6 protein-coding genes are annotated in these 6,862 nt (G+C 63.8%); 4 read left to right on the plus strand and 2 right to left on the minus strand.

Going from position 1 to position 6,862, the window contains the following annotated elements; genetic code table 11:
- Positions 1 to 99 precede the first annotated feature (99 nt).
- Together VMS96_05775 and VMS96_05780 are read left to right on the plus strand one after the other, a co-directional pair.
- Positions 100 to 492: a hypothetical protein gene (locus VMS96_05775; GenBank protein ID HVP42919.1), complete on the plus strand. Its 393-nt coding sequence runs from the start codon at positions 100 to 102 to the stop codon at positions 490 to 492.
- Positions 493 to 495: 3 nt separating this feature from the next.
- The gene (locus VMS96_05780; protein HVP42920.1) at positions 496 to 975 is read left to right on the plus strand and encodes a hypothetical protein; all 480 of its coding nucleotides are present in this window, start codon (positions 496 to 498) and stop codon (positions 973 to 975) included.
- A 126-nt stretch (positions 976 to 1,101) separates the two neighbouring features.
- Here VMS96_05780 and VMS96_05785 read toward each other — a convergent pair whose 3' ends face one another.
- Both VMS96_05785 and VMS96_05790 read right to left on the minus strand, forming a co-directional pair.
- A complete protein-coding gene (locus tag VMS96_05785; GenBank protein HVP42921.1) occupies positions 1,102 to 1,854 on the minus strand; it encodes a hypothetical protein in 753 nt (250 codons plus the stop codon).
- Positions 1,855 to 2,029: 175 nt separating this feature from the next.
- The gene (locus VMS96_05790; GenBank protein HVP42922.1) at positions 2,030 to 3,943 is read right to left on the minus strand and encodes a nucleoside-diphosphate sugar epimerase/dehydratase; all 1,914 of its coding nucleotides are present in this window, start codon (positions 3,941 to 3,943) and stop codon (positions 2,030 to 2,032) included.
- 383 nt (positions 3,944 to 4,326) lie between these two features.
- Between VMS96_05790 and VMS96_05795 the strand changes: the two genes are divergently transcribed.
- A complete protein-coding gene (locus VMS96_05795) occupies positions 4,327 to 5,592 on the plus strand; it encodes a hypothetical protein (protein ID HVP42923.1) in 1,266 nt (421 codons plus the stop codon).
- A 127-nt stretch (positions 5,593 to 5,719) separates the two neighbouring features.
- Positions 5,720 to 6,781 carry a rod shape-determining protein gene (locus VMS96_05800; protein HVP42924.1) on the plus strand — a complete coding sequence of 354 codons (1,062 nt, stop codon included), beginning with the start codon at positions 5,720 to 5,722 and terminating at the stop codon, positions 6,779 to 6,781.
- Positions 6,782 to 6,862 lie beyond the last annotated feature (81 nt).

A 6,862-nucleotide genomic window follows, 5' to 3' on the forward strand; every position in this document is an offset into this window, starting at 1 on the left:
ACGGAATTCCGCCATCGTGATTTGTACAATGTTTTCGAAACCTGGCGCACAGCGTCTCCCAAACTGAACCACCTGCTCTGGTGCCATCGAGAGCGGCTTATGGAACCAAGGTCGCAACCCGGGCCCCGGGTGCTGCTGATCGAGCCGCAGCAGTCGCTGCGCCGCGCCCGGGCGCGGAGACTGCTGGCTCTGGGCTACCAGGTATCGGCCGTTCCCGCCGCAGAGCTGGCCCCGCGGGCGTTCCCGCCGGGTCTCTACGACGTGATCGTGGTCGGTGCTCATGACTCTTGTCCCTTCCCCTCCGATTGGTATCACAGGACCGGGCGGGCCGACCGCAAGCCGGTGATCGTCGTTCTCGCCAGCGGGCCCTTCCGGCTGGAAGCGACCGCGCTGCCGGCGATCGTGATATCGGACCAGACGGAAGAGGCGATCGAGGACAAGCTGCTGGCTTTTCTCTCCTCGGTCACCCAGAGTGCGAAGGAAGCGAGTTGAGTGATGGCGGGTGCATCCAACGCGTCCGTGGCGCCGCCAGCGACCCTGCGCGTGTTGCTTGCGTCGCAGAGGACTCCGTTCGACGCCTGTGTCGGCTGGCAGGAATTGTCGGCCCGGGGCAACTTGGTCGAGACCGCGGGCATTGAAGAGACGCTGTGGCTTTGGCCGTTGGAGGGTTATGACGTCCTTCTGGTGGACGCTTCCGACCAACCCCAGGAAGCGATGGAATTGTGCCATCTGGTCAAACGCATGAGTCCGACCCAGCGGGTCGTGGTCATGCTGGGAGAAGTCACCGATGCCGATCCTCAGCAGTTCGAGGCGGACGCCATCCTGGCCGCAGGCCCCATCGAGAGCCAGTTTCTCTCCGTGGCCGATCTCCTGGTCCCCAACTGGTCGCTGGCAGCGGCAACGGACACCCGGAAGACGGTCACAGGCGCCCAAGCAGGACTTGGGCGCGTCGGCAACCATTCTTTGCGCCGTTGAAAGCCGGGATTGCAGCTGGGCCCGTTGCCGCGTCCAGCCGCCGCCTTCCTTTGCTGTCAACGCGGGCTTTGGCGGCGGCAACAAGAAAGCCCGCCGATCCAACGGCGGGCTCTGGGTCCATTCGAGCTACTTTGCCGGCATGTAACTCAGATCGGCCCTGTACTCCAGTATCTCGGAAACCGTGTAGTCGATCGCTTCGCGCACCGTTTGCAGGGTTTTGTCCTCGTTTCCGTAGGCTTGCTTGAGCATGTCCACCAGCGACTGTTGGGGTCCCTGCATGTCCGCCCAAGAATTGCGGTCGGTGACCAGCACGAAGTGAGGTCCCTTTCCACCATTGGCCAGTTGATACCAGCGCGAAGGCTTCGACGGGTACTTGGTCTGGGCGATAGCGGCGTTGATCCTCTTGACCCCCTCGCTGAATTGCGTCACTCCGGCAGTTTTCACGAAGAAGTGGACGACAGTGACCATCTTGGCCGGCGTAGCCGGCTCGGGCGCGGAACTTAAGTCGCTGCGCAGGACGTAATACGACGACTCATTCGATGCGATGGTCGGTGCCAGGGTCTTCTCGCGGTCCGCCGCATCGCGCTTGTCGAAGGCATCGTGACCGTCCATGTCTTTCCAGGTCAACCCGCAGGTCGCGGTCAGATACTTGTCAGTGCCGGGCCCGGTCGAGATCGACCAGACCATGATCGCATTCTTGTCTTTCTCGGCCTGGTGGAACCCGTTGTGCTTCTTGCGGGCATCCTCGAATTGCTTGGCGGCCCCGGGTTTTGGGGTCGTCACGTTGACTTCGCAGACCTTGTCCGGGCCCGCCTGCGTCCACCCCAGCGAAGCGCTTAATACCAGTAACGCAGCGCACAAGAATCCATGCTTCCTCATGTTTGTTCTCCTTCTCCACATTCAAGTATGGGAGCGAATGAAAGGTTCCTTCGTGGCAGTATTCCGGGACGGAGTGGCCGCGCACCTGCGAACCGAGTCAGATTGCCAAGTTAGGCTCAGGAACCGTACGCGGAGATGCAGCGCGTGTCAAACCGATCATGGCGATCGAACTGGGCTAGTTGGCGCTTTCGGCCGCGGCCTTGGCCGGCTTGCGGAACCCGATGGGCATGCTCTCCAGCAGGGCGCGCACGCTGCTCTCGTCATGGGCGCTGGCGGCCGCCTCCAGCCGCTCCAGGCCTTCCTCGAAGCCGGCGGGGATGCCGAGCGCGTCGATCGACATGACCCGCGGGAACGCGGTCGCGCTGACCTGCGCTTCCTCGCTCCACAGCTTCTCTTCCAGCTTCTCGCCCGGGCGGGCGCCCACGAAGCGGATCTCGACGTCCTTGTCCGGGCGCAGCCCCGACATCTCCACCAGCTTGCGGGCCAGCGCCGTGATCTTCATCGGGTCCCCCATGTCGAGCATGTAGATCTCGCCCTTGGAGCCCAGGGTGGCCGCCTGCAACACCAGTTGCACGGCCTCGGGGATGGTCATGAAGTAGCGGGTCATCTCCGGGTCGGTGATGGTGAGCGGCTCGCCGGCGGCGATCTGGCGCAGGAAGATGGGCACCACGCTGCCCCGGCTGCCTACCACGTTGCCGAAACGCACGCAGGCCATGCGAGTGTCGCCGCGCCGCCGCCCGATCTGCGCCGCTTGCGACTGCACCAGCAACTCCGCGATCCGCTTGCTGGCGCCCATGACGCTGGTCGGCGCCACCGCTTTGTCGGTGGAGATCATCAGGAAACGCTCGGCATGGTAGGCGACCGCGTTCTCCGCCAGTTCCCGCGTGCCGAACACGTTGTTCAGCACCGCCTCGCAGCAGTTCTCCTCCATCACCGGCACGTGCTTGTAGGCGGCGGCGTGCAGCACGATATGCGGCCGGTACAGCTCGAAGAGGCGCTGCAGCTGCACCCGGTCGCGGACGTCGCCCACCCGCTGGAACACCTGCGCCTTCAGGTCCGCGCGTCCGGCGAGCTCGCGGTTCACTTCGAAGATCGAGTTCTCGTCGCGGTCGAGCAGGATGATGGAAGCCACCGGCAGGCCGGCCACCTGACGCGCCAGTTCCGAGCCGATCGACCCGCCGGCGCCGGTGATCAGCACCACCCGGCTGCGGAACGCCTCCACCACATTGGGGTGCGGCTCCGCGAGCACCGCCCGGTCCTGCAGAACGTCTTCCGGCCGGGGCGAGGTCGAGACCCGCACGTCGCCCTTCATCACGTTCTCCGCCGAGGGCAGCAGGCGCACATCGACCCCGAACTCGGTGGCCGTGGCCACCAGGTCGCCGATGGAGTCGAGTCCGGCATCGGCGATCAGCACCAGGTCCACCGCGCCCGAGGTGAGCAGGCGTCCCAGGACCGCGGGTTCGCCCAGCACCCAGAATCCCCCGATGCGCAGTCCGTGCAGCTTGGCATCAGGGGCGAGCAATCCCACTACTGAGATCTCGTGATGGCTGCTGATGTGGCGCAGCGCCGCCGGTAGCGATCCCTCGGTGCCGACGATCAGGGCCCGCAGTCGCGGTCCGCTCCCGAGCGCCGCTTCAAAACTCATACGGCGCAGGGACCGCACCGTCCCCGCCACCCCGACGAACAGCAGGTACTCGATCACGATCACACCGACCGGCACCTGCGCCATCCACAGACTCCGCCACAGGCCGAAGCGCACCAGCGCCATGAACATGGTGGGGGGCAGCGAAGTCACCGCCAGCACCAATCCGTCATGCAGGTTGAAGTAGCGCCAGATGCGGTCGTAGCCGCCCAGCGCCCACATCAGCGCCGGCCGCATCACCGGCAGCAGCAGCATCCATGCCCACATCACCATCCGGTGCATGGGCGGCACGGCGCTGTCGAACCGCAATTGATACGCCAGGTAAAGAGAGATGGCGCAGGCGATCGCGTCGAACAGGAACTGCGTGGTGCGGCTGAAGAATCCGCTGGGCAGCAGCTCCATCACCCGCTGGATGTAGGAAGCCGCTTCCCGCTCGGGGCGTGACATGCGGCTCGGCCGGTCATCGTTCGAGTTCGGTGCCAAACTGGCGGGTACGACCATCCTTGGCTACTGTTCCTGATCCAGCCCTAACCCGCTGGTCGCCGCTCCCTTGCCGTTGGCATAGGGGCTTTGCTTTCGCTCCGCATGAGAGACTCGCATCGAGCAGCCGGAGTGTGACACACCTGCGGGCGCATCGCAAGTTAGCGGTCCCGCCACCTTGCGAGCAGGGGCCGTACCGGTGAGCCGCACCCCACCCTTGCCGGTATCGGATCGGATGGCAGCGGGGGACTTCGTGTTATTCATCTTATTTGAGGCTATACTTGCATGTGCTAGTCTGCCGCTGAAATCGGCCACGCGACCTGATGCCGGCGCCAAGAAGACAAAGAGATTTGGGCGTCCAGATTTCCTGGACCACCATCACCTATCGCTCGGTGGCGATCGCCATCGTCGCGCTCTTTTTGCTGGGGTGTTTAGTCTTCTACGTGGTCTTCCCCGGGCCCAGCCGCACCATCGCCACCAAGACCAGCGATCTGGCGACCTCCGTGTTTGAGAGGATCGGCCTGGTGGCGCCCGCCAAGAAGGACAATACTGCGGGCTCGCAGCAGGCCCACTTCACCGCCATCGATGGCACCGTCCGGGTCAAGAAGGTCAACAGCAATACCTGGGTCAACGGCGATTACAGCCTGCCTCTGGAAAAAGGCGACGTGGTGCAGACCGGCTCGGAAGGCATGGCCAAGGTGGTCTTCGCCGATGGCACCAACTACACCATCAAGCAGGATTCCCTGATCGTGGTCGAGGACAACTCGACGAACGCCGCCCAGCAGACCAGCGTGGCCGTGCAGGTCACCACCGGCACCGTGGACCTGACCACAGCGACCTATTCCCAGGGCTCGAAATCGGCGGTCATCGTGGCGGGCGCGACCGCTACCCTGGCCCCGGAATCGGCCGCCCAGGTGCGCAACGATCCACGCGCCGACCAGCACGAGATCGTGGTGCGCAAGGGCAGCGGCGAAGTGCGCCGCGGCGACGAAGTGGTCCGCCTCACCGACTTCGAGAAAGTCTCCTTCCAGGCCGACGCGCCCAAGATGACCAAGGTCAAGGAGATCGGCCCTCCCACCCTCATCGTCCCGGCCAACATGATGCCCATCTTCACCGCCCCGGGCGGCGTCAAGCCCGTCGGTTTTTCCTGGACCCCGGTGCCGAACACCAGGGGCTATCACCTGCGGGTATCGCGCAACCCCTATTTTTCCTCGCTGGTATTCGACCGGCGGGTGAGCTCCACCGACGTGCAGGTCTCCGGCCTGACCGAGGGCGCTTATTACTGGAGTGTGCAGTCGGTGGATGACGCTGGCAAGGAATCGGTGGAGAGCGAGAAGAACCGCTTCACCATCATCCCCAAAGGGACGCAGGACGTCTCCCTGGCCCTGGAGCTGGAACCCTTCGTGCAGCATGGCCACGTCATCGAGGTCCGGGGCAAGACCGAGGCCAGCGCCCGGGTGATGGTCAATGGCGAGGAGGTCCCCTTCATCGCCACCGACGGCACCTTCCACTATTTCACCCCGCCCATGCCCAACGGGGAGAACGTCATCACCATCACCGCCCAGAACAGCAAGGGCGGGGTCAACACCCAGCAGAAAAAGGTCGTCATCCAGTAGGGGCGGACAATCGCGCCCTTCCGGGGGTATTCTTCGGACTACAATACGGGAGCTGTTCAGCCCACACTTGGTGTGCACCAACCTTGGTAACTGGACAAAGCACTAGGTAAGAGAGAGAAGTAGGTTTATGTCATCCAACGGATTCCACTCGTCCTCCCGTATCACCAACCTGCGGTCGCTGTTCAGCATGTTCTCCAGCGACCTGGCGATCGATCTGGGGACGGCCAACACGCTGGTCTACGCCAAGGGCAAGGGCATCGTGGTCAATGAGCCTTCCATCGTCGCCATCAACAAGAACACGGGCGAGGTCGAGGCCGTGGGCAAAGAAGCGAAAGAGATGCTGGGGCGCACCCCGGGCAACATCGTCGCCATCAAGCCCATGAAGGACGGCGTCATCGCCGACTTCAAGGTCACCGAGAAAATGCTCAACTATTTCATCCAGAAGGCCCACAACCGCAAGATGCTGGTGCACCCGCGCATCGTCATCGGCGTGCCTTCCGAGATCACCCAGGTGGAGAAGCGCGCGGTCATGGACTCGGCCTACCGCGCCAAGGCCAGCGAGGTCCACCTGGTCGAGCAGGCGATGGTGGCCGCCATCGGCGCCGGCCTGCCCATCACCGAGCCCAGCGGCAACATGGTCGTGGACATCGGCGGGGGCACCACCGACATCGCCGTCATCAGCTTGAGCGGCATCGTGTACTCGCGCTCCGTCCGCATGGCGGGCAACCAGATGGACGAGTCCATCATGAATTACCTGAAGCGCAAGTACAACCTGCTGATCGGCGAGCGCACCGCCGAGCAGATCAAGATCGAGATCGGTTCCGCCTATCCGCTGGAGAAGCCGCTGACCATGGAAATCAAGGGCCGCAACCTGATCGAAGGCGTGCCCAAGACCATCACCATTGACGACAGCGAGATTCGCGAGTCGCTGGGCGAGTGCGTGGCCACCATCATGAACGCCATCCGCGTGGCGTTGGAACGCACGCCCCCGGAGCTTTCGGCCGACATCAGCGACCGCGGCATCGTCCTGACCGGCGGAGGCGCGCTGCTCAAGAACCTGGACAAGCGCATACGCGAGGAAACCGGGCTGCCCGTCTCCATCGCTGACGAGCCCCTGTCCAGCGTGGTGCTGGGCACCGGAAAAATGTTGAGCGACTTCAAGCTGCTGCGCAAGATATCGATTGACTAGTCGTCGCAGTCGGCAACAGTATGGAAACATTCCTCGGCCGCTATAAGAACCTGATCGTGCTGGCGGCCATTCTGTTCGCCC

The organism is Terriglobales bacterium (genome assembly GCA_035543055.1).
GTDB lineage: Bacteria > Acidobacteriota > Terriglobia > Terriglobales > Acidobacteriaceae > JAIQFD01.